This is a genomic window from Umbribacter vaginalis, from assembly GCA_001552935.1.
In the GTDB taxonomy this organism is placed as follows: Bacteria; Actinomycetota; Coriobacteriia; order Coriobacteriales; family Eggerthellaceae; genus Berryella; species Berryella vaginalis.
This window is the reverse complement of the sequence record KQ959674.1, coordinates 10010-33332: the sequence shown is the minus strand read 5'-3', so window position 1 is coordinate 33332 and position 23323 is coordinate 10010. Positions and strand designations below refer to the sequence as shown.

General features: G+C 44.9%; 15 protein-coding genes. All 15 read right to left on the bottom strand.

The window, feature by feature from the left end; all coding sequences use genetic code 11:
- Positions 1-74: 74 nt before the first annotated feature.
- The 15 genes from HMPREF3190_RS00630 to HMPREF3190_RS00555 all read right to left on the bottom strand — a co-directional run bounded on the left by HMPREF3190_RS00630 (position 75) and on the right by HMPREF3190_RS00555 (position 22811).
- Complete coding sequence (locus HMPREF3190_RS00630; RefSeq protein WP_082715037.1) at positions 75-698, bottom strand: YacP-like NYN domain-containing protein; 624 nt, start codon at positions 696-698, stop codon at positions 75-77.
- 16 nt (positions 699-714) lie between these two features.
- On the bottom strand, positions 715-1473 hold the full coding sequence (rlmB, locus tag HMPREF3190_RS00625; protein WP_066779233.1) for a 23S rRNA (guanosine(2251)-2'-O)-methyltransferase RlmB: 759 nt from the start codon (positions 1471-1473) through the stop codon (positions 715-717).
- A 281-nt stretch (positions 1474-1754) separates the two neighbouring features.
- Complete coding sequence (locus HMPREF3190_RS00620) at positions 1755-2453, bottom strand: hypothetical protein (protein ID WP_066779230.1); 699 nt, start codon at positions 2451-2453, stop codon at positions 1755-1757.
- A 37-nt stretch (positions 2454-2490) separates the two neighbouring features.
- On the bottom strand, positions 2491-2889 hold the full coding sequence (locus HMPREF3190_RS00615; protein ID WP_066779226.1) for a pyridoxamine 5'-phosphate oxidase family protein: 399 nt from the start codon (positions 2887-2889) through the stop codon (positions 2491-2493).
- 344 nt (positions 2890-3233) lie between these two features.
- Complete coding sequence (nrdE, locus tag HMPREF3190_RS00610; protein ID WP_066779223.1) at positions 3234-5429, bottom strand: class 1b ribonucleoside-diphosphate reductase subunit alpha; 2196 nt, start codon at positions 5427-5429, stop codon at positions 3234-3236.
- A gap of 7 nt (positions 5430-5436) precedes the next feature.
- Positions 5437-5931, bottom strand: a complete 495-nt coding sequence (gene nrdI, locus HMPREF3190_RS00605) for a class Ib ribonucleoside-diphosphate reductase assembly flavoprotein NrdI (RefSeq protein WP_156425667.1) — start codon at positions 5929-5931, stop codon at positions 5437-5439.
- Positions 5912-6931, bottom strand: a complete 1020-nt coding sequence (gene nrdF, locus HMPREF3190_RS00600) for a class 1b ribonucleoside-diphosphate reductase subunit beta (protein ID WP_082715036.1) — start codon at positions 6929-6931, stop codon at positions 5912-5914. Before nrdF ends, nrdI begins: the two co-directional genes overlap by 20 nt.
- A gap of 285 nt (positions 6932-7216) precedes the next feature.
- Positions 7217-8410 (bottom strand): DMT family transporter, encoded by a 1194-nt coding sequence (locus tag HMPREF3190_RS00595; RefSeq protein ID WP_066779220.1) that lies wholly within the window; start codon positions 8408-8410, stop codon positions 7217-7219.
- An 85-nt stretch (positions 8411-8495) separates the two neighbouring features.
- Entirely contained in the window at positions 8496-9329 is an 834-nt protein-coding gene (locus HMPREF3190_RS00590; RefSeq protein WP_066779218.1) for an ABC transporter ATP-binding protein, read from the bottom strand.
- The gene (locus HMPREF3190_RS00585; protein ID WP_066779211.1) at positions 9319-10314 is read right to left on the bottom strand and encodes a FecCD family ABC transporter permease; all 996 of its coding nucleotides are present in this window, start codon (positions 10312-10314) and stop codon (positions 9319-9321) included. The genes HMPREF3190_RS00590 and HMPREF3190_RS00585 overlap by 11 nt, the downstream gene beginning before the upstream one ends.
- Positions 10315-10316: 2 nt before the next feature.
- Positions 10317-11396 (bottom strand): heme ABC transporter substrate-binding protein IsdE, encoded by a 1080-nt coding sequence (isdE, locus tag HMPREF3190_RS00580; protein WP_449675906.1) that lies wholly within the window; start codon positions 11394-11396, stop codon positions 10317-10319.
- Between the two features lie 19 nt (positions 11397-11415).
- Entirely contained in the window at positions 11416-12510 is a 1095-nt protein-coding gene (locus HMPREF3190_RS00575) for a heme-binding Shp domain-containing protein (protein WP_066779208.1), read from the bottom strand.
- A 105-nt stretch (positions 12511-12615) separates the two neighbouring features.
- Positions 12616-13875 (bottom strand): NEAT domain-containing protein, encoded by a 1260-nt coding sequence (locus HMPREF3190_RS00570; protein ID WP_066779205.1) that lies wholly within the window; start codon positions 13873-13875, stop codon positions 12616-12618.
- 267 nt (positions 13876-14142) lie between these two features.
- Complete coding sequence (locus HMPREF3190_RS00565; protein WP_066779202.1) at positions 14143-15693, bottom strand: cell wall-binding repeat-containing protein; 1551 nt, start codon at positions 15691-15693, stop codon at positions 14143-14145.
- A gap of 200 nt (positions 15694-15893) precedes the next feature.
- On the bottom strand, positions 15894-22811 hold the full coding sequence (locus HMPREF3190_RS00555) for a cell wall-binding repeat-containing protein (protein ID WP_066779199.1): 6918 nt from the start codon (positions 22809-22811) through the stop codon (positions 15894-15896).
- Positions 22812-23323: the final 512 nt, after the last annotated feature.

Below are 23323 nucleotides of genomic sequence, written 5' to 3'. Positions count from 1 at the left end.
TGAAATGCAAGTGGGCGTGCAAACCTGTTCTGCATACAAAAACGTAAGAACCAACAGTGTAAGCCCTCTTAACGCTATAAGCTATCACGCAATTCTCGCAAAGCTTTCAAGCTTTCAGGGCGAATACGCGATGCAACCGTACGCTTTATGGTTCTATGCGGGCACTCCGTTACATGGTTTTCCTGCGAAGTACGCTTTACTTCCACACAAAAGCCACGTGCACTCATGCGGTCAACACCCAGACCAAAGGCGGTATCTTGCACCGTTGCATCACTTGACACAACCAGCACTTCCGCACCCGACTCGCGCGCGCAATGAGCAAGCCGTTCAATAACTTTATCAGCTGATACTCCAGCAGGCGAAAACACCACATCGATGCCTCCAATGCGCAACGGTGCGCCATCGGAAAAGCGGTTCCCTGCTCCATCAAACACGATGGTAGCTTTATAATCGTGCCCTGCAAATTGAAGCACATCATTAATCAGCTGTTCACGAGCAGCATTAAAAAAGTCATCGGTATGATCTGACGAACCGCATGTATAATACGTGCCCGATCGCAGCACATTATATCCGTCAATCAGCAACACGCGTTTGCGCTGAGAACGGCGATATACAGGCGTCGCACAAGCTGGCTGCGCGGCAAAACGCGCGGATGCGTGCGGTGTTAGGCGCCCTGCAGATTGCGTGGCACAAGACATTGCGTGCTGTTTCATCTTACGAGAAATTCTGACGCACCCACTCGAACATACACGCTGTTGAAGCTTGTGCAACATTAAGCGAAGACACCTTACCGCGCATGGGCAAACGTCCTTCTAAATCGCATACGTCACGCACTAAACGAGAAACTCCTTGCGCTTCATTACCAAGCACAAGCGCAATATTGCCATGCAAATTTACGCTCCACAACTCCTCTGAGGCATGTTCGGTTGCAGCCACGGTCCAAAACCCGTTTTCTTGCAAACGTTTGAGCGCTTGTGTGATATTTGCCGTAAGAGCAATCGGCAGATGTCCCACCGCTCCGGCAGAGGTTTTATACGTAGTAGCATCAACACGCGCCGAACGCTTATTCGGAATAATAACACCAGCTGCGCCAACGCATTCTGCACTGCGAATAATAGCGCCTAAATTTCCAGCATCGGTGATATGGTCAAGCACTACTACTAATTGTGCATCGTGATTACTACTATCGTCTTTGTTGGCGCGCACAGCACGGGCAATCACATCGCCAACTCCCACATACGTAAAGGGTTCAGTATAGGCAATAAAACCCTGATGAACACCGCGCTGAGAAATATCATCAAGCTTTTGACGTGGAACTTTTTCAACAGGAACATTACGTTGTTTGGCTTTGCGCAACACATCTTGTACCAAAGGATCGCGCTTAAGATTGTCTGCCATAAGAATACGCATAAGTGGCACATTTTCACGCAGCGCTTCAATAATCGGGCGCTTCCCTTCAATAAATTCTGCCATATATACCTATCCCTTTTCTCTATCAAATGAAATTGCTTGCAGCACAGCCAAAGCAGCTGCGCAAACGCCAAAGCTATTATCCGCACGCGTGAGGATGGTAATGTTCACTACGCTCCATGAATCGCGGCGGTACAACTTCAAGCTCGCCACTATCAAACAGCGCACGGCACATGGTAGCGTACTAAATTTCTCACTACCAAACAGCACACCGCCACATGGCAAAAAGCCACACGATACAACACCACGTGTTCCAACGCTCTACCATATAATACCAAAGGAAACTATAAATCAGTTATACCAGAACCAGGACCGTCGTCTTGAATGCCGTGCACTTGATTGCACAGCTGACGAAACTCTTCATCGATGGTGTCTAAATCAAGCGATGTTCTGTCGTAGACAATAGCAATATCCGCTACATCATACATAACGCTGCGCTGAATGCTTTCAAAATAACGCGCGCGCTGAGCACACGACGAAATATCTTTAATCGCGGAAACACGCATCAGTAAATCATCACATACTGCCTGCTTGGAGGGAGGAAGCACCGGTTCAGCATGCGCCAAGCTTTTCTTGCCAATAGCGTTATGCTTCGCCTCTACAACATACACATTTCCATTTTTATACGTATACGACGTGTTGTAAACGCAAATAAGTTTCTCAAGTCCAAAGAAAATACGCACGACATCAAGCTGTAAATCGTGCTCGGCAAAACGCATGAAATTGATAAGACTTTCATTGAACACTTGCAAAAACGGAATAGAAACGCAATAGCGCGCCTCATCATCAAGAGGAATAGAAAATACGGTCGTGTCATCCATTACATGAATAGAATACGGAATTTCATGCGGATAGCGCCTACGAATAAGATCGCGTACTTCAGCAGGCAAAACAACACATGCACGCTGCAGTCGGTGACGCACGACATCAGGATTTTCAAATGCCTCGATGGCGCGCTTATGTAACACGATGCTTTGTTTCATGTGCGTTTTGCCTCTTAACTCACTAAAACCTATGCTGTTAAGCGATAGTTGTGCCCGCTTTTGCGCCTGCTGACAAATCTTCAATGCGCGTAATTTCAAGCACAGGAATAGCAGCAGGAACTTTGGTACCGCGCTGATTTGCAACTTCTACTTGCTGTTTGTATAAATCGTCATCGGTGTGCAGCACCACATTGCCGCGGAAGCGATAGCCAGCCTTTTCTTCCAAATTAGCAAAAGCAATAACAAGAGGACTGCCTGCAACCATATTGTGATAATGCTTACCAGCGGTACGCTCGTGAAAAGCAAGGTGATTGTCGTCAACGACATACATCGACATTTTTGGGCCAATATTTAATTCACCGTCAGGGCTGACCGTTGCAATCCATGCTAAATTATTCTCGATAAATGTTTTCATCTCTGGAGTAAGTGTTGCCATCGATAAACCTTTCTCTTCGTAAAGCTTCTTGCATGTTCCTGCAATAAATATACGCACGAACTGGGATAAGAAGCACAGTAACGCATAATTACGTCAGTTCTTATAGTAGCACACAATAGAATAAGCAGCCGCCTGTGTGCGCGATAAATTTACGATGTACCATACTGTAACAATTGTACACTACTCAATTATGTACACGCAAATATCTGGCGCACGTGGCGGTCGCGAACGGACGGCGCGGGCAACGCAGGCAGCGGAAACGAACGATGCACTGGTAGCGGTTGCAAATGCACGGGGGGTGCGAACGCTCGTTACAGCTGGCACACCTGGCACGCTCCCGCACACTAAATCATGCACGCCTGACACTCAGCCGAGCCATCACAGCGAAACGGCTTGTCGCCCTGCGGCGGAGCAAAAACTTCATCGCTTTCCAAATGTTCGCTTCCCTCTAACACGTCTTGTCGAATGCGCACATAATAAATAGAGTTGCATTTTTTCTTAAACGCGTAGATGTACGCTCGATTCAAATCGCGCGTTGTTGCTTGTGATGTCATGAAAAGCGTTAATGAAATTGCCTGATCAACATGCTTTTGAGCAGCAGCCACAATATCGATAATCGCTTCAAAGCCAACATCATAGGCACCCTGTTCGTAATAGCGATAATTGTCGTTATCGATGCTATACGCAGGCACATATACGCGGCCCACTTTGCCTTCTTTGCGTGTTTCAACAGGAGATACAACAGGCTGCAAGCTTGGCGTACACGACGACAAATAGCTAATCGAACCCGTTGGCGCAACTGCCATCAAATGCGCATTCGCAAGACCACCCTTTGCAATACGCGCTGCAAGAGCAATCCACTGTTCACGCGTAGGAAGTGCTAAGCCACACTCGTGAAGAAGCTCGGCAACTCGCGTTGTAGCAGGTGTTATATCGTGTTCTGTATATTTTTTGAAGTAGCTACCATCGGCGTATTCCGATTGTTCAAATCCAGCAAAAGCACCCATCGTTTGTGCAAGGTCACATGATGCGCTAAACGCATGATACGCAAGCGTATAAAAGAACATATCGGTAAAATCAACCGCTTCAGCAGAAGCGTACGCTATTTTGTGCGTTGCTAAAAAGCCGTGCAAGTTCATGGCACCCAAGCCAACAGCGTGATTACGTTCGTTACCCTTCTTAACAGACGGTGCGCACTGTAAATCGGATGAGCGCGAAACGCTGTCAAGTGCATAAATGGCATCTTTTACAATACGTGGAAAATCAGGGGCAGCGTCCATAACAGCTGCGATATTCAAAGAACCTAAGTTGCAGCAAATATCTTCTCCAATATGCGTAAACTGCAAATCGGCATTAAACGTGCTGGGCGTTGACACTTGCGCAATTTCCGAGCACAAATTCGACATAACAATACGACCTGCTTTTTTGTGCGGATTACGCTCGTTTACGGTATCTTCGAACAGCAAGTACGGGTAGCCCGACTCAAATTGCAACTCGGCAATAGTTTGGAAGAATTTGCGCGCGCTGATATAGGTTTTCTTAATTTGGTCACAGGCAAGCAATTCGTCATATTTTTCACTCACCGATATATCACTTAAAGCGCAACCGTATACTTTCTGCACGTCATAAGGCGAAAAGAGCGCCATATCCTTGTTTTCTTTCGCAAGCGTAAAGGTGATATTCGGCACAACAACACCCAAGGAAAGCGACTTGATGCGCACTTTTTCATCGGCGTTTTCACGTTTCGTGTCAAGAAAACGCATAATGTCAGGGTGATGTGCGTGCAAGTATACTGCGCCAGCTCCCTGTCGCTGACCAAGCTGATTAGCGTACGAAAACGTATCTTCAAGAAGCTTCATAACAGGCACAATGCCGCTTGCTTGGTTTTCAAAGCCCTTGATGGGAGCACCCGTTTCACGCAAGTTGGTAAGGCAGAGCGCCACACCGCCACCGCGTTTTGACAGCTGCAAACTGGTTGCAATACCGCGTGCAATCGATTCCATATTGTCTTCAATGCGCAACAAATAACACGAGATGAACTCGCCGCGGCGCTTTTTACCCGCGTTTAAAAATGTAGGCGTTGCAGGCTGAAAGCGATTCGCAATAATATCAAGCGTCAGCGCGCGAGCACGCGAAGTATCGCCCTGTGCAAGAAACAAAGCACACATCACCGCACGTTCTTCAAAACATTCAAGGTAGGTTTTTTTATCATCGCTGCGCAAGGCGTAGCTGGTATAAAACTTCATTGCTCCCATTAACGATGGAAATTCAAAGTGCTGCGCGTGCGCAAGTGCAAAAAGTTCTTCAAGAAACGGCTTATCATAGGCATGCAGTACCGCTTCGTCGTAGTAGTTGTTGCTCACAAGATAATCAAGGCGCTCGCGAACAGATGCAAATGTTTTGCGATGTGGCTCAATTTGAGTAGCAATATACTGCTGAACAGCCTGTTTATCGGCTGCAAAATGGAAGTGACCCTCCTGGTCTTTAAAACGAGTAAGCGCGTTGAGCGCAATATAAGAATCGGATGTAGGCGTTGACATGCAAACCTTACCTTTCGTTTTCGTGTGAATGAGTTGCTGAGGGCACAGCGCAAGCAGGTAGCTCCACTTCCCCATCAATAAGCTTCTGAACACGTGCAACATCCTCACGCGTGCCAGAAAGTTCAAATTGATACGCCATAGGAATACCCAGTTTCTGCGCGATAATAGCCCCTGAAATGGCAAAACTGTCGCCAAAATTCGTATTGCCACTGCCAATTACGGCACGACACAAAGCGCGATTATGTTCATCGTTTAAAAATTGAATAACCTGTTTAGGAACAGCACCGCGCGTATCAAGTGTCCCTTGTGCCGATTTACCACCACCTGAATACGTAGGGCAAATAAGTACGTAATCGTGATTAACGCGCACATGCTGCGTACCATCAAAAGGTATACGCGTGGCGCTTGCGTGCAGCTTTTCTACAAACCGATGCGTATTTTCAGATGGCGATGAAAAATAAACGACATGCAAGGTATTCATACTAAAACTCCCAATCGTCATCGGTTGTTTCTTCTGTCGTGCCAATAACATATGACGAACCGCTACCCGAGAAAAAGTCGTGATTCTCATCGGCACGTGCTGAAAGCTGGGCAAAAACCTCAGGTGAAATGCGTGTTTCTTCTTCACTAAAGGGCGAATCGTAACCTAAATTCTGTAAAAACTTACCAGCGTTATAAATACTAAAACGAATCGCTTCATCGGCTAAATTAAAGCCCTCATACAGCTCGTAAAGGTACGCTTTTTCCAAATCGATAAGCTGGTACATTAAGTTAAAGACGAACTGCTTCATATGTTCTTGCTGGTCAGTAGGCAGAAGCTTAATTTTCTGTTGATACTTGTATCCACTGTAATAGTTGTGAATTACCTTATCGCGCAAAATAAGACGAATCATGTCGGACGTGTTAGGCAACTTGGCGCGCGCCGACAAATAAAACGGCAAATAAAATCCACCATACAGCAAGAAGCCTGGCATAAGAGCTGCAGCAACTTTGCTTTTCAGCGAATCGTCGCCCGTATAAAACGGAATAAGCACTTTTGCGCGGCGTTGGAGCGCTTCATTGTTAACAACCCACGCTTGCGCTTCATCAATTTGCTGAGAGCTGCATAAGGTTGAAAAAATCGTGCCATATGAGCGCGCATGAACTGCAACCATAAAGGCAAAATTTGCATAATTAGCCTGTTCAATATCGGTAAGTGCATGGCGAATTTGCGCGATGTCACCCACGCTTGCCTGCACGGTATCAAGCAGCGTCAAACCTGTAAACGTACGCACAATAAGCTGCTGCCATGCTGGATTAAGCTCGCTCCACGATGGCAAATCGTTTGAAACAGGAATATTTTCTGGAAGCCAAAAATTTTGTGTCACTCGATTCCATACTTCAAGATCTTTTTCATCTTGCAAGCGGTTCCAGTTCACGGCACGCATATTGCCCTGAGAAGTAGCGTAAGCGTATTCCGCAGGCGATTGAGACGATGCTGCGTCACGTAAAACAGTTTGCATAGTATTCCTCTCTAAGTACACGCGCCAAACGAGCACGGTACGCAGCTCTAGCACGAGAAGCTGCGCTAACGCGCGTTCAAGCACGCATCGTTCCTTCTATACATAGGTTTTCCTTAATGAAGTGAAAGACAGTCTAGCACAATATATTGTTATCTTCAATATAGATTTATACTTCATGTTGTTATTTTGAGGATTGACAACAAGGTGTCACGCGAAGAAGAAAACCGCAGGAAAGCATACAGGAAACGCAAACATGTACCAAGCGCATACACATTATGCTTCGTACTATTTGATAGAAAAACCCTGATTCGAGAACATATGCGTATGACCGTCTTGTCCATCAAGATGGTAGTGCGGATGTTCGTGCGTAATAGTAATTACCTGATGGGTTCCGTTCACATCACACGTGATAGTATGCGTATGTACGTGAACGTGACGTCGCACAATAGTATCGTAGGCCACCAAAATGCTTCCGAACAACATAATGAACGCCGCAATCAGAAAGAACGCGTCGCATCGCTCACGCATTATAAGCATCGAACACGCTGCACCGATAAACGGAGCCACTGCATAGCAGGCGCTTGTTTTCGCAGCTCCCAAAACGTCCTGCGCGCGAATGTACAAAAAGATGCTTACGCCGTACGATAAAAAGCCTACTATCAGGGACGATGCCAGAATAACGGCACTGGGTAGCGGTGCGCGAAAGAATAACGCGAGCGCTAGTGCGCCAGCTCCGCACGCCAAGCCTTTCACGATGACCACCTGAAACGTGTTTTTGGAAGCCAGCGCTCGCGTGCAGATGTTCTCAAGGCCCCAGCACATTGTTGCAAGTACAATTAGAAGCGAGCCCCACGAAAATTCAGGAACGCCGTCTACCTGCACGCTCAAAATGATGCTTGAACAGGTAATAAGCGCCAGTGCGATAATAAACTTCCTGCTCATGTGTTCGCGAAGGAGCAAAAATGCAAAGAGCGCCGTTGCAACAATCTCGAAATTGCTAAGCAGCGACGCACTTGACGCCGACGATAGCTGTATGCCAAACAACAGCAAAATGGGCGATGCAATGTTAAGGACAACCATTGCAAGCACGCACCAAATATCCGATACGCAAAGCGATGATTGTGTTTGTACGCTGCTGGGGTATTCCGCATCAGCACACTGTGTGTGCGTGCGCTTGTGTTTCCCCGCTACCAGCGCGTCAACTCCATACCACACGGCTACTCCCAAACCAGCGCCGCCATACAACGCTGCCGCAAGCATCAGCGGGTCGATATGCTCAAGTAGCACTTTCGATATTGGAATACTCAAGCTGTACAGGAGCGCTGATAGAACAGCAAGCAACAAAGCACCTATCTTGATGCTTCCCCATGGTTTCACCACCAAAGATGCGGGTTCGTGAGTGTTTTTGGCTGCGGGTACATAAGCTGCGGCTGTTGTTTCGCGCGCAGCAGTGGATGTTGTGTCGCGTGTGCTATTCATACGATGACCTTTACCCAGTTAATAGCTGAATGCACATAAAATGTAACAAAATATACTAATACCATCAATGTGCACAAGACAGGTTTTACACAGTAACTACAAAGGGTAGCGCGTCGATATGCGCAAGGCGCAAATGCACGCCGTATACCTGCTCAATGAGCTGTTCAGATAGCACTTCACACGGCGCGCCGCTAGCAAGAACCGTGCCCTCACGCAGCGCAACAAGATTATCGCTATAATGAATCGCTTGGTTAATATCGTGCAATACCATGATAATCGTTTTACCATACGTACCATTAAGCGTTTTCATAAGCTGCAAAATTTCCAGCTGAAAACGAACATCAAGATAGGTTGTTGGCTCATCTAGGAGCACAATGTCGCTTCCCTGGGCAAGCGACATAGCTATCCACACACGCTGACGCTGACCTCCTGAAAGCGAATTAATTGCACAGCTGCGCACCTCGTTAAGCGAGCATACTTCAAGTGCCCAGGTAACCATGCGCTCGTCCTCTTCACGCAATACTTGATGCAGCGTTTTGTGATTAGCGTGTTCATGAGTACGTGCAGTAAGCATACGAGAGCGATGAGCATGAAAGGGGAAACGTCCGTAGCGCACAAGCTGTTCAACGGTAATATCACCTGGTGCAGTATTATTTTGATGCACGATAGCAACAAGCTGGGCAAAATCAGATAAGCGCAATTGTGAAACGTTGCCCTCGCGCAAAAGAATAGTTCCTTGTGCTGGCTTTAAGTTTTTTGTCATCAGGTTAAACAATGTTGTTTTGCCCGATCCATTCGCACCGATAAGCGTTGTAATTTTCCCCTCGGGAATACTCAGCGATAAATCGGAAAATAACTGCTTTTTCCCGTACGAAAAACTAACGTGAGAAAGCGTAAATGCGGCTTGATTATTGTCCATACGTATCACGCGCTTTCAATAATAAGATAATAAATGCAGGTCCACCGATTACCGACATAATAACAGCAGCGCTTATTTCATACGGAGCAGCAATAACGCGCCCAAGCGTATCAGCAAACAACAACATAAAAGCACCCAATATACAGCTGTAAGGAATAAGCCATCGATGGTGCGAACCTACCAGCAAACGCGCACAATGCGGCACGATAAGCCCTAAAAAGCTAATAGGACCTATAATAGCGCTTGAAATGGATGCCAACACAACAGCAACTGCCGAAATAAAAAGTCTGCTTTTACCCACATCAACACCAAGCGAGCGAGCGGTTTTGTCTTCAAGCATCAAAAGGTCGCAACGCTTTGCGCAAAGCAGCGCTACCAGCAAAAACGGAATGACATAGGCTGCAAGTGTTTTAAAGTCACTCCATGTTTTCATAGTGATATTGGCATCAATAAGCTTAGCAACACCGCTCATAACACCGCCTGTACCTGCAGAAAATGCTGCAGACAAACCTGAAAATAACGCTCCCGTTGCAATACCTACTAAAATAATACGAATAGGAAGCAAACTTCCGCCACGCCACGACAACGCATACACCAGCAAAAACGCAAGAATGCCACCTAAGCAAGCAAACAAAGGCGTGAAATAAAACAGCACAGGCGCAAACAGCGCTACACAAATGGAAGCAAATCCTGCACCTGCGTTAATACCGATAATACCAGGGTCGGCAAGAGGGTTTCTAATAACCGCCTGCAATAACACGCCTGATACCGCAAGCGCCGCGCCGCCCAACAAAGCAATAAAAATACGTGGAAAGCGCAAGTCAAAAATAGTTGCTACCGTATCATCGTAACTGATAAATAAACCGCTAAACAACTGCGATGGAGCAACTTTAAGTGTACCTGTGTTTACAGCAGCTGCAAACAGCACGATAAGCGCACCACACGTAAGCACAACAATAAGCAATCTTTGAATTGTTTTCGCCATAGCTAATTTCCGCCTTTGAGTGTTCTGTCCGTATGAGGTGAAATGTCCACCCCATTTGCTGGCGAGGCTGTCCCGTCTGCTTGCGCGTTTGTCCCACGTGGCTGAGCATCGAGCACTTTAGCCTGATTACCGCTGGTACCATGTGCATGCTCGTAAAAAATCGCGCGCAAATCGAAAAGTGCTTGCGGATATGCAAAGGTGGCGCTCATTCCAAACCTATCATAGGCTAAGTCGTATACACGTTGTTCTTTAACGGCGCGAAAATGTTTCCAGATGTCGTTTGTGGAAAACTCCTGCGCAAACATTGCCATAACTTCATCGGGCAAAGCGTGAGATGTTCGCAAAATAATGTCCGGATCGCGCGCAAGCATATCTTCAGTATTGGCGTTCAAAAATAGTTCATCGCTATCAGAATACACGTTTTCGCCACCTGCCAGCGCTACTAAACTACCAACGTAACTATGCGGTGTAGCAACAATATACGATCCAGGTACACCCATCAGCAGCAATACGCGTGGACGCGGTTTACCTGCTATAGATTGTTGATACGTGTTCATAAACTGATGATACTGTTCAACCAGCTGTTGCGCCTGAGCGCGCCTATCAAACTTGTTTCCTAGATACATAAGTGAATCATACAAACCATCAACACTGTTCAAATCTACAAAAATAGAGGGCTTGCCAATAGCAATATACCGTGGCAATAAGTCGTTTTGAAGTGACAACGGTGAGAGTAGGTAACTAGGATGCAGTTTTGCAACAAGCTCCATGTCGGGACCCATAGGAGGGCCAATAACAGGCAAATCAGCATATCGTTCAGGCAGCGTAAATGCTGTTTTCGGAATGCCAATAAGGTTCAAATCGAGCTTATCACACATAGCAGCAACAGCAGGTGATGTTGCAATAAGACGATCTTCTGCAGGAACACCCGCTGCTGTTTCGGGATGTTGGTTCACACACGACGTGCACGCAAGCGCTATAAAACAAGCGCAGCAGAAAGCAACCACACGATACCATACGCTGCGAATCTGCTTGTGAACGCTTGTACTGTACATGTTCGGTATGCAGTCAAATACTGTCATATACCAGGCACTTACATGCTTATGAATGCTGCGATGTATCGGCATGATCAGAGTCGTCTGTGGCGCTTGATGGCGCTGTTGCAGACGCTGGAGCAGAATTTGATACGGTCGCGGCAGCTACACTTGAAGAAGAAGCCGGCGTGGTACTTGCTACGCGCGTTGCCTTACTACTTGCAGAACATGCCGCTTCAAGGGCACGTTTGCGTGCTGGCGCTAGTATGGCAAAATTTACAATCAAGGCAATAACGATAAACACCACAACAATAATACCTATAATAAGTGGATAATTCAGCGAATTGGCAGCAGCTTTGGTGTCGCTGCCAACAGGAGCTCCATCGCCATTAAATTCCTTAACGCCTGACGTTGCACTTGTGCTAGATCCTGCCGAAGATGACGACTTCTGCGTTGCAGCAGCATCCGAGCTACTTCCTTGAGCTGTCGACGTATTAGTTGTCGCAGCGGCAGTGGTATCGTCACTTCCTTCACCTGGCTTAACTGACTCAACAAAGCCACCTGCATTGCCAGGCTCAAACTGCGCTAGCTTTACAAAATAAATTACATAGCGACCCATCGGTTCAACATACATAGACACGCGAAGAGCAGCATCTTGAGAACTTACTTGAGCGCGCACATCGATGGTATTTGCTTTAGCATTTTTTTGCATTGTTTGAGCAGCGATCGCTTCTGAAAACGCACCTTTGTCATCTTTTGAACTTTGAAACTTTACATCGCCAATCTCTTTTCCCTGGTGGAGGCGCAACGTTACAAAGCAATGACCATCCGTATCACGCTCAAAAAAAGCTTGCTTGTCAACCGTACTATTTACCATTGATTCGCCGAGTGCGCGAGCACGCACACCACCCGAATCTTCAATAACGCCGTTGTAGGGGTTTTCATAACTTGGCTGTGTTGTTGCACTTAAAGCAAGCGATGTAGCTGCGTAGGCACACGATGGGCACGCTTTCATCGCATCGGCAATACATAAGGCAACTGAACTAGCAAAACAAGTAGTAAGCACAAAAAACGCTACCAGTAGTGCATGGGCTGTGCGAGTGCGTTGCGTTTTTAGAAAATGCATACTACGCATAATAAAGGAATTCATAGACGTGTTCATACGTAACTCTTTCTTATCATAAAAGCGCACTATAACGCGTACAGAGCGCACATGAACAGAGAAAAAAGGGGCGCCAAAGGTGCCCCCGTAATGACATTCTAATGTTTAGTGCTCAAAACGCCTGCGAGCAGCAGCAACAGCAGCGATAATTGCCGCACTTCCTGTTAATCCAGCAAAGCCAGCAACAACAGCCATATCGCCAGTTTTTGGCATGCCGTCTTTACCGACAGATCCGGTGTATGTTGAACTTGCATGAGCACTTGCACCTTTTTCAATGAGCTCTGCCCTGTTCATATATACATGCATATCAGCTTCTACCGTCATGTGGTTCATGGGCACAACGGTAAAGGCAAGCGTTGCTACAAATTCCTTATTTGTTGCTGGAATAGTAATGCTATATTCCCTGCTTGTTGACGATTCACGCAATACTTTCGCAGTACGACCTTTGTATGCAACGCGCGTCAGAAAATCGGGACGATTGGTAGAAAAACGCAATTCACACGTTCCATCAGCCTGTGGGATAGCTACTGCATAATCACCAAAGAACTTACCCGACATAGAATCGCCTGATGCCTTATATTTATAGAAATGCAAAGGTACTTTGTATGATGCGCCAACAATTAAACCATCAACCGTTTGCTCGTCACTGGCCTCTTGTGCATCCTGAGCTGCTTGAGCTTGCTCGCTTTCAGCTTGCTGCTGAGCCTGTTTTGCCTGCTCTTCTTGTTGCTTTGCCAAAGCTTCTTTTTGTTTAGCTTCATCAGCTGCTTTTTTTGCATTCGCATCGAATTTAGAAGTATCTAACTTCAATACCACTGCTTCAGTTGAATGATGAAATGGAATCGTTAAGCTTAACGCAACAGCGCGCGATTTCTTCATTGCATCGGTAAGCGTAAACGAAATAGGCGCATCTGAACCCATCTTCGTTGGAGTTTGTTCTTTGAACAGCTGTTTTGTAGCACCCTCAGGCTTTACATACTGCTGTGCGTTATACGCATAGTTTTCAAACAAGCCAACCTCAGATACACCAGCCGTATCCTTGCCTACTGTCATTTGTTTTACGGTCAATGAAAGCGTATACACGCCTTTCTTAACTGTTAATTGTGCCGGAACACTACTAACAGCCGCGTTCATCATTGACTTTTGACTGGGATTAGCTGCTTGATAAGCAGCTACAGGCACTTGATACGTGCCATCGGGCAAATTCTCAAATGATGAAACAGCCGTTTGCTGAGTTTGCGCAGTGTTCGGCGCCGATTGCGAAGACGTACCATCAGCAAACGCTACCCCACTTGCAATACCGAGCGACAAAACGCCTGCAAGTGCAACGCTTGCTCCTGTTGATAATAGCTTTCCTGAAGCCATAATACTCACTCAACCTTTCGTATATAAGCGCTCGAATGTATGTCTAAACACGATAGCAACAAGCGCTCATGATTGTTCATTAATATTTAACCATAGATAACTTTTTACAACAATACACAACTATAGTTACCTATGAATAACACATCTCTTTGCATACTATGCAGGTACGCGGCAAACTGACTCCTCTACTCTCGATTGCACATGATGTTGAAATCATAATCGCAGGTAGGATACGTATTACAAAACTGCGCTGCGCTCCTTACACCACTAGCGCTGTAATGTGTCTACAATAGTACGCTCAGTGTCTTCACCAACAGCAGCGTTGCCACCAAAAATCGCATAACTTTTAATAGCCATACGATTTTGAGCCATAAACGTTTCCACCGCTGAGCTATTAGTGTCATCAGCAAGAACAATTACTGAATCGTAGCGCCCACATAATGCAGCACCACATAAGGCGTCAAGATAATCAAGCCCTGTAGCAATACCCATATTGTTGGCACGCAATCCCATTGAAAGCAACTTTTGCGCAAGTTGCAAGCTGGTGTCGTAAGATGTTTCACCAGCAACACGCTCAACGTTCGCTATCCCCCATGCGCTCAGCGTCTGCTCAACTTCTGGCGACACAACGCTTGTACCACCAACAATAATGACGCGCTTAAAACCTTTAGATCTGATAGTTTCTAGCGTTGCACTGCTCAGCGTGCCATCGTCATAATTGGTTAAAAAGATAGGTGCTTGCTTAGCATACGCAAAACTTGATGCAGAAAGGGCGTCTGCATACCCCCAACTGGTGGTCACAAAACACGTATCTGATATACGCGGAAGTGTACGCGCAATCTTATTGGCAGTATCGTCTGCCATTTCTCCGAATATGCGCTTTACTTTAATGCCCATTTGGTTTAATTCATCTTCTACTGCCTGAGATACCACTAGTGAGCCACCGCAAATATACACCGTTTTTGTTTGCATGCGCTGCAATTCAGAACGCGTTTGTGCTGGTAGTTCATTAATGTCTGTTAACAACACCGGCGCATGCAGCGCACCTGCAAGCGCATTGGCGGACAGCGCATCAAAATACGCTGCATTGGTTGTTAGTACCACTGTCTTACGGGTATGAGGAAAAGCAGTTTGAACAATCGCTTGCATGGTATCGGCTGCTGTTTCACCAGCTAAACGCTTGATACCTAGCTCGGGAATAACACGCAACTCGTCTTCAATATCGGGATTTTCATCCTCAGCTGCCTGCTCAGAGGGTGATGTAGTATTGTCTGGATTTGATGAGCCAGCTGGATTTGATGGTGTTGTGTTGTCCGCTTGTGAAATAAGCTTAGATATAGTAAATGTTAAAGGTACAGTACGCGGCGTGTTTTCCTGTTCACCAGCAGAATAACTCGCCTTTACACTAACCGTATTGCTGGAAGAGCTCATAATAAACGAAATGCTCGATATGCTATCGCCTTGCTTCCACGCTTCAGCTCCGTTTACCTTTATATAGTTCATGACCTGCATTCCCGCTGACTTAAGTGGAATGGTAACGGTATACGTGTTTCCTACAACTTGTACGGTAGCTGGATTAAGAAACACTATACCAAAGTAATGGTTGTAATCGCCTCCGCTCCACTGTGCTTCGTAAGTACCATCGGGCAGATTTCCCCACGTAAACGAATCGGCATAGGCAGTTTGTACAACAGAGTGTTCAGCAGAAGAAAACGCCAATACCTGCGGAGCATCCCCTATAGACAGCGCTCCTACGCTTAAAACTCCTGCCGCTAGCGCACATGAACCCAATTTAATCATTGCTTTTGATTTCTTCATAAACTGCCCCCCCCTTAAAGTTTAGAACGTACGGATGCTTGCTTATACCCACATGCGCCCTATCCCTAACGTAACAGTGCACCCGTTTTACGGACGACATTCCTACCAGCATGTTTTCAACAGGCAGAACAGCAACTGTGCTCAGCAAGAGCAGTATGCTTGCATCAAACATACTGCTCTCTCTTCTATCGCACTGTTAGCTAATCTTCGTTAATATCTGCTTCAATATTCTCACTTGTAGCAGGTGTAGAGCTTGACTGTGAATTGTCGCTATCGTGCGTATCGTTTATGTCAGCCTCAAGCGAAGCGCCATCCGCGCTGTCTGCTGCATTAACATCATCGCCAAACGAGCTAAATACGTTTTCAAGTCCTTCGCTTACACGTTCGCCAACAACGCTTTGACCACCCAAAATGTAGTAGTTACTAATTTTATTCTTTTGCGCATCAACAATTAAATCAACAGCGGTGGTATTGGAATCGTCAGCAAGCACCATTACAGAGCCCTTCTTGCCACATAACGCTGCCCCAACCAGAGCATCTTCGTAGCCATAACCCGTAGCAATAGCCATGTTATTCGCTCTCATACCATGGTTAAGTGCCCACTGTGCAAACAGCGCTGACGTGTCATAAGCGGTTTCTCCTGCAATGCGCTGAATATTCTTTACGCCCGCTTGATTCAGCTGCTGTACCAATGCAGGTGCCAAAACACTTTCTCCACCAATCAGAACAACACGCTTGAAATTCTTTGAGCGTATGCATGCAAGCGTTGAGCGATCAAGCATTCCTGCATCGTTTGCTAGGAAAATAGGTGCTTTCTTGGCATAAGCAAAGCTTGATGCAGAAAGTGCGTCTTGGTAGCCCCAGCTTGTTGCAATAAAGCATACATCGCTCGATGGAAGCTTACGTGCAACCATGTTGGAAGTATCCTGCGCTCGTTTTCCGGCAACGGTTACCGTAGAAATGCCTAAGGCGTGCAATTGATCAACCACGGAATTCGACATTACGGAGCGTCCACCAACAAGATACGCGCGTTTCGTACCTAACCGTTGTAGCTGGTCGATAGTTTCTTGCGGAAGAGCATCGCGTCCTGAAAGCAAAACAGGCGCCTTCAAAGCTCCTGCAAGCGCACTTGCTGAAAGCGCATCCCAGTAACCATCCTTGCTTGCAAGAACAACCGTGCGCGCTTTATTAAATGTCTCGTCAATAACTTTGGACATCGTTTCCATTGCCGTATCACCAGCAACTCGATTGGTTACCTGCTCAAATGGCTTTACAGGATGTGTTGCTTCAACAACAGGTGCAAATTGCTTTGCTGTTAAGGGAACTAAATCGCGCTCGGTATCAAGAACTTGCTGCTGAAGTGGGTTGTTAGCAAGCGAGGCAATGCCCGGCGCTTCAGGTGTTTGTTCGCCAGAGCCGCCCTGCGTACCGCCACCTTGCGAACCACCCTCTGGTGTGCCGCCTTGTGAGCCGCCGCCTTGTCCACCAGGAATTGGCGCAGGTGGCACAGGGATTGACGGGAATGGCGCAGGAGGAGGTGTCGGCACCGAAGGATCGCTACCGCCTGGCACTGATGGATTAGGCTCAGGCGCAGCCTCATACCACGGCGTTCCTACACCTTTAGCTGTCCCACTTTGCGACAATAGTGACCCGTTCGCCTCCATTGCCTCAACAATCAGTGACGATACTGCTTTGAAGTCACCAGCAATTGTAGCAATCTGTTGCTCTGTTGCTTGAGAATTGGCTACACAAAGTGGCTTAAGTTGTTGATACAAAGTATCTAGTTTAGATCTATTGGCGTCACTTGCATTCTTATAGGTAGGATATGTTTTTAGCGCGTCTGCTGTTGCAAGCAATAATCTGCCATAAGCACGCATCGCGTTTACCGAGCTTAAAGCATAATTCCGCTCATCGTTTACTGCGTTTTTCATTGCTTCTACCGTAATAGGAATTTTATTCATCTTGATAAACGCACGTTGACTTACAAGATGCTTACGACTATAGCTCCAGTACTCGTTATGTACTTTCGTAGTAAGCGTATCGCCACTCACATACAAAAGCGCTTCTGCTTCAGACACCCCAAGACCATCCGCAAAATAGTGCACACGAATAGGAATAACGGTATCACGATTAGATGCTATAGCGTCTGCAGGTAACTCTAAAGAAGCACCTGATGGATACGTATAGCCTTTCGCACTTGCTGAGAAATTATATTGAGGAATGTTTCTCAGGTCGTTTGTACTTAAATTCATGGCTTTCCAAGCACCACCTGATGGAACTTGATATTCTAAATTAGTGATACCGCCAAGAACATTATATTTACCTGGGGTGTTTTGATTATTGCTCAACATTGGAACAAGAGTAAGCGACAGGTACATTTTATTGTTCGCTTGATCAAGTACACCACGCCAATAGACGCAAGGGTCTGCAGCTGATAAGGCATTTTTATCCTTATTTTTCACAAACAGCGACACTGTGTATTCTTGCTTATCTTGCGGATTCTGTGGGTTAGGTCCTGGGCCAGGAGCAGGTGGATTTTCTGTTCCACCACCTGGCTGCGTTCCCGATCCGCCAGGACCTGGCTGAGGGCTAGGACCTGGATTTGGTGTAAGCGACAAAGAGCGTTTATAGTTTTGCACTGCATTTTGCAATAAGGTGAGCTGATAACGCAAATCAGCTTTCGATGTTGAGTTGTCTACATTTTTCAAAAACTGCTCTGCAGCACTAATAGCTTGATTCAACATTTGTTGCATATGAGGTGCAGCCGGTGAAGCAGCTAATAAATTACGTGCGGAAGTAATATCATTCTTTAACTCATCTAAATTGAGAGCTTCATCGCTCGTACTATTGAACGTATTTATTGCACTTTCCAGCTTATTGACTTCCTTAGCAACTATCTCTTGTGATGTCGGTAGCGCAATGCTCCATTTTGAATATTGAGTCTGCACTTCGAATAATGCACTCTTAAAGACATTCCATGCATCGTCAGACTTGCGCCCCTGCTGAATTTTATTCGCCTTACCCAACATACTCTCTAAAGGCGATAATGTTACAACTCCCGTTTTTTCAACTAATTCATTATACAAGCTGTTAAGCGCTTCGCGTTTTGCGTCAAGCTCATCCTTGGAGTGTGTTGAGTCGGCAAGGATATACTTCGTTGCCTCCTCAATACTTGCAATGAAAGCCTGTTGTTTTTCTGGCGGTAGTTTCTTAAAACTAGCATCTTGAGTAAAGTTTTGTGCCGTTTTGAGGACGACAGCCATCGCGCTTGCTGCATCCAACCACTCTTTAGTTTTCTTAACAGGTTGTTTAGCATTTCCATGGCGTAAAAGCAATGTCGTTTCTTGCACATCACTTACTGTATCAGGGTTAGCAATAAGCTTCTTTGCCTTTTCTACAACCGACTGTTCGGCAATTTGCGTATTGACGCCATACTGTTGAGCATTGTACGCCTGTACAAGCTTCTTAAGATCAATCGTGTCATGCAAGGGCTTATATTCAGCTAAGGTCTGTGAATCAAAAATCACGTCTGCTGTATCAAGCTTAGTTTCATTATGAGCAGCATTGTCACGCTGATCTTCTATACGCTCAACATACGTAACGCGAATATGCACCGGCTTATCGTTGAGAACGTTGTCAGCAATCAGCGGCACAGAGATGCTCGTAACATACGTATTATTACTATAATCAGGCAAAACGTTCTGATCACTTGTTAGCGTAGTTGCGCTTTTCCAATCTGTTCCATTATAGCTGTACTCAACTTTAGTTGTAGCAGCATACGGCATGCCCTGTCTATCCAGTGCTGGTTTTAACGTAAGAACAGCATTATATGCAGAGCCATCGTAACTAATTTTAGCAATTGACCAAACCGCTGCGTTTAAGAATGCATGATCGCTCGTTCTATCAGGAATAACATACGTAGCCTCTGCAAACGATTTGCCCGCCACTAATGGAGTTACAGCGCTCTTGGTAGATGAATTAAATTTAGCAATTTGTTGCTCAAGTTGTTTCTTTGCTGTTTCAACTGCATCTTGTGAATCGGCACGAGCAAGCATGTCGCGCGTTGCATTAATCTGCGCTTGAAGAACTGCCCAAGCTCCTGCAGGATGATTACCCATTTCAAGCTTTGATGCTGTTTTAACAAGCTCCTTAACTTCTTGTGTCTTAAGCGTTGAAATGTCAGAAGCATTAATCGAGTTACTAAAAGCATCCATGGCGCTTTGTAGAGCCTTTGTTACATCATCTTGTTTTTGCTTAGAATCTACCGTTTGAACAGCATTCATAGCTTGTGTAATAGCAGCATACATAAGCTGTGTATTTTCAGGGAATTTATTATTTTCCTTTTCTTTTAACAGTGCTTGTGCTTTTGTAATAAGTTCTTGAACTGCTGCTTGATATTGATTGCTTGCCTGAGTAGTTACGATAGCTTTTTGCTCAATGTGTTCAAGCTCATCTTTTGCTTTTTTAAAATCGGTATCTTTCCACCAAATTGCAGCCTTAAAGTTACGTTGAATTTCGTCAATATAATTGTATGCTGCTTTTTTCTCCTGCTCTGATTTTTGTAGTGCTGCAACGCGCGTTTTAGCAGCACTAATTTGCTTAAAGAGCTCATTGTAAGGGCGTAATACTTGATTGCAGGTTTTAAGCATGTCTTCTGCAGTATCAATATGATTCATACGCTGTTCATCAGTCAATGTAGAATCTTTTTCCAGCGTCGTACATACCGTTGTTACTTTTTTAGCAACGTTTAATGAACGCGAAATAAGCACATCAGGAATAAGCGGCTCTAAATCTTGAGCTATCGTGAACTTGTTATGTTGAGTATCGGGAAGAATGAGAATGCTTAACACATTGTCATCCCCTTTTTTTGTGTACTCATTCTTTAATGCTTCAAGTCGTGCTTTTACTGTTTGCTTTTCTTTCTTAATAGCTGCAAGTTCTGTAAATGCAATGGTAGAAGCATTATTCCACTTTGTTACACCATTAACAGTAAACGCAATATCGGCAGGAATAGCATTGCTGGAATTAAGGCGATAGTTGGTAAGAACAATAACTTTTCTATCGCCTTCTGTTGTTACTTTGGCAGTAGTTTGTACTGAGCCAGCTCCAGAATAATCTATTTGTTTAACTTTATCCTCTGCTTCTTTCGTAAGATAGATAGTAAGAGTATGGTTCTTTTTGTCCAGCTTACCTTGAGGCTCATAAAAGTTTGGTACTACAAACGATCCAGCATCTGGCTTAATATTCAATGCCACGTCAACTACAGCTTCATCTTGTTGTTGCGTTTCTCCTGATGTACCAGGAGTTTGTGGCTCAGTAACTGTAAAAGGTTTGTCTTCTCCTTGCTTGCCTTTTAATGCTCCAAGTGCAGTAAGCAACTTTGAAGTATAATCGGCAGTTTCATCAAGTGGTGGGCGACGCTTTATAGTTTTGAGCCAGTTTTGCGCATCGTCAAGTGCAATTTTATAGGCATAATACGAACGCATGTCATAATCTGTCTCTTTTAAATTGGCGACTTGCTTTACGATATTTTCCAGGCGAGAAGCGTTATATTCAAGAATGGAGCCAGTAGTTGCATCGTCCAACACTTTTATATCTTTGAGAAGTTTTGATATATCGAGAATGTGTTTACTCGCTTCTGCATCATACTCATTTAATTTTTGCTTATATGTTTCAATGCTCTCTTTGGTGTATTTTTTCTCGTTAATAATATTCTTTTCAGCAAGCATCGTACGATGTGAAGTTACTACATCCGTAAGATGATTAGAGATGGCAAATGCAATTTCCGTTTTATAAATAGGAACCGCTGATGCAAGCGCCTTGGTATACGATGGCCGTGGCTGCTTAAGATTTTCTTTTATTTCTTGAATGGCTTTGTTAATTTCATCGATACGTTGCTTATGTTCAGCATTATTTCTATCAAGCCCTTTAAGAATTGCTTCACCACGGACTATCCAGTACGAAAGACGAGCTTTTGTTTGCTCGTCATATTCGCTAGAAATGTAATTATGACCATCCGAGTGGATATTAGGAGCTTTATTGACAGCATCATAATCAATATCTATGCCAACGGGGCCAACTTTACGTTCCTTTCCCTGTGCGTCAGTGTACTTGATTGTACACATAAGTTGCGTAGCCGAAAACTCGCCTGGAATTTGTACCGTAAAAATGTTGTTTCCAACATCCTGGATACCATCGGCACTCGTAGAGTTGCCAACATGTCCAAGCTCTGTATTAAAACGCTTATTCAGAAAAGGCTCCATGTATACCAACGAAACATTGCGAACTTTCGTTGAGTCCGTAAGAAAATTCAGATCTAAATAATTTCCCCATTTGACTAATTCCGCACGTGCAAAAAGTTCTTTTGCTTGTGTGTTCTCTTTGCCTGTTGGTACATAAATGTTAGAACCATATTCTGCTTGTTGCATTTCTTGAAATTTCACATTATACGCGTTCTTGGCTTTGCTCAATAACAAATACTCGCCATCATCTTGAAGCGACGTTTTGTCTTTAACACCATAGGTAAGCAAAATGCCTTTTAATGTATCAAGGAAGTTCCGAGCTTCGTTTTCTGTTACGCGAGGAGCTTTTTCTATTGCTCGTGCCGCTTCACTTAAAATTTGGTAAAAAACAGCATCTTCTATTAATCCTGGTGCAATACGTGTAGCATCATTTAAATACTGCTTACCTCCTATGTACTTCAATTTATCATTAGGCACCGCTACATCATAGTTTGTACCCTCAGCTGTTTTAATATAGCCGGTACCCATAAGATACGGAATAATAGTTTCATTTTTGAAGAGCTTATCGGCAATATCTTTAATTTGCTGAATAGTTTGTTCCGAAGCAGCGTTGCCAGCGCTCGAAGTATCAGAACTTGAACGCGTGTCACGTGTCTGGGATACACCACTCGCAGCATTGCTATGCTCTAAAGCAGCAAAAGCAGGAGAAGCCATTGACAGTGCTAAGGTAGCAGACAGTACCGCCGACGTGGCAACATGACGCTTTAAGCGCTTTTGCGCATGAGCACGCCCCCAGCGCGCTTTGCTTTTTGCCGATAATGAACAGTTTTCGTTATTCTCAAGCGAATTACTACGCTCAAAATAATCGTTAATCATAGTACTATCCTTACCCTAACCTCACATAGCTACTGCATTAACGTTACTACCCTAGCAAATTTGTTAGGGTGGCGCAACAATTAAAGTTTCCTTAAAATAACAGTTTATAAGTTGCGAAAAAAATTACTATATAAATATGTTGTTAATAGCTACAATTATGCGTATGTACTGCTTATTTATAGATATAAGCTGTATGCATAACGATACACCATAGCTATAATACTAAGGATTATAGACAAATAGATCTTGCCATAATTTGTATTTCATTTACATATAAGGACAGTATTTTTTAAAACGCAATAAGTACATTGATTAGAACTGATTTTTAGTAACTATAACCTGTTCTTCATAAAGTACGCAAAATTAAAACACAATCGCATAGGTAATTGCGTACAATCTATTGAATGAGAAACAAGGCTGGTGCCTCGCCTACTGTTAGCAGGCACACAATTGCAATCTGATAGTGCGGAGTGTTATTCCACGCCGTTCTTCCCGTTTTCAACCACACTATC